This is a genomic window from Bacillus sp. JJ1609 (assembly GCF_036967045.1).
Classification (GTDB): domain Bacteria; phylum Bacillota; class Bacilli; order Bacillales; family Cytobacillaceae; genus Mesobacillus.
The window spans coordinates 47,626-48,770 of record NZ_JBALSS010000008.1 but is presented as its reverse complement, the minus strand read 5'-3'; the positions used below and the strand labels follow the sequence as shown (position 1 = coordinate 48,770).

The following is a 1,145-nucleotide window of genomic DNA, read 5'->3' as shown; positions in this document are numbered from 1 at the left end:
AATCAACAGACCTGTTTTACTTCCCAAACAAAATAAAAACTGTAGACAAGCTCGCTTTAACAGAGTTTGTCTACAGTCTGGGCTGAATCTATTGGTTCAGCTTTTTTTGTGTTCTCAGGAATGCATAAAGAAGAACAGTATTTTGACAGTTCGATGACATTCAATAAATGGAGAAGTAAAATGTGATGAGTTTCACTTATTTGATAATGAAATTATTTTATATTTAAGTCAGGAAAGAACAAGGGAGTGTTGATTCATGAAATTATTTATGCCAAAACAGCACGGAGCCTGGGCTATGTTGATCATCCCTTTCTGGCTGGGAGCAGCGGCAAGTGAAGTGATCTGGCAGCATGTCCCGTTTTTCATAGGCTGGGTATTATTATATTTAGCTACATATCCGCTGTTATTGATGTTTAAAAAGAAGAAAATGCCTTTTTATCGCAAATGGGTCCTTATCTATATGATTCCAGCCCTGGTGTTTTTAATGGTTCCGTTATTTACAACGCCATCCATTGCTTATTTTGGATTATCGATGATTCCATTCTTCATCCTCAATGCTTATTTTTCAGCAAAAAATAAAGATCGAGCAATAATGAATGACCTCAGTGCAATCATTGTATTTTCGATAGCTGGACTGGCCAGCAGTTATCTGCCTGGCGCTGCGATTAACGAAGAAGCAGTCCTTATATTTGCAGCTTCAATTTTATTTTTTACAGGCAGTACACTTTATGTAAAAACCATGATTCGTGAAAAGAAGAATCACAGCTTTAAATGGATATCATGGACATACCATCTCCTGGTGCCTGCTTTATGGCTAGTTGCAGGAGAGGAGGCTGTTGCAGTGGCAGCAGTCCCAAGCTTAATTAGGGCAGTCGTTTTATATGGAAAACCAGTATCGGTTATGAAAGTAGGTATTTATGAAATTATAAATGCTGCATTGTTTTTCATTATCATGTTATATGCAATATAAATAGAAAAGCAGAAGCTGCCAGCATTTTCGGGCAGCTTCTGCTTTTTTATTTGGCTCTGTGAAAGCCCAATGCTGTTTAAAAAAACCTGTTGATTGTAGTGGAAGGCGCGCAGCCTCCTGCTGGCGCAGCTGGACAGGAGAGACCAAGGTGAAATGATCCTATGGATCATTTGCA

At 38.6% G+C, this 1,145-nt stretch carries 1 protein-coding gene; it reads left to right on the top strand.

Features of this window, described 5'->3' with window-relative positions; genetic code table 11:
* Positions 1 to 256: 256 nt before the first annotated feature.
* Complete coding sequence (locus V7654_RS09020) at positions 257 to 970, top strand: YwiC-like family protein (RefSeq protein ID WP_335430015.1); 714 nt, start codon at positions 257 to 259, stop codon at positions 968 to 970.
* The last annotated feature ends 175 nt before the right edge of the window (positions 971 to 1,145 follow it).

Bases quoted from the DNA above. Each gene is read 5' to 3' on its own strand.
- V7654_RS09020 (WP_335430015.1), top strand. From the start codon at position 257: ATGAAATTATTTATGCCAAAACAGCACGGAGCCTGGGCTATGTTGATC.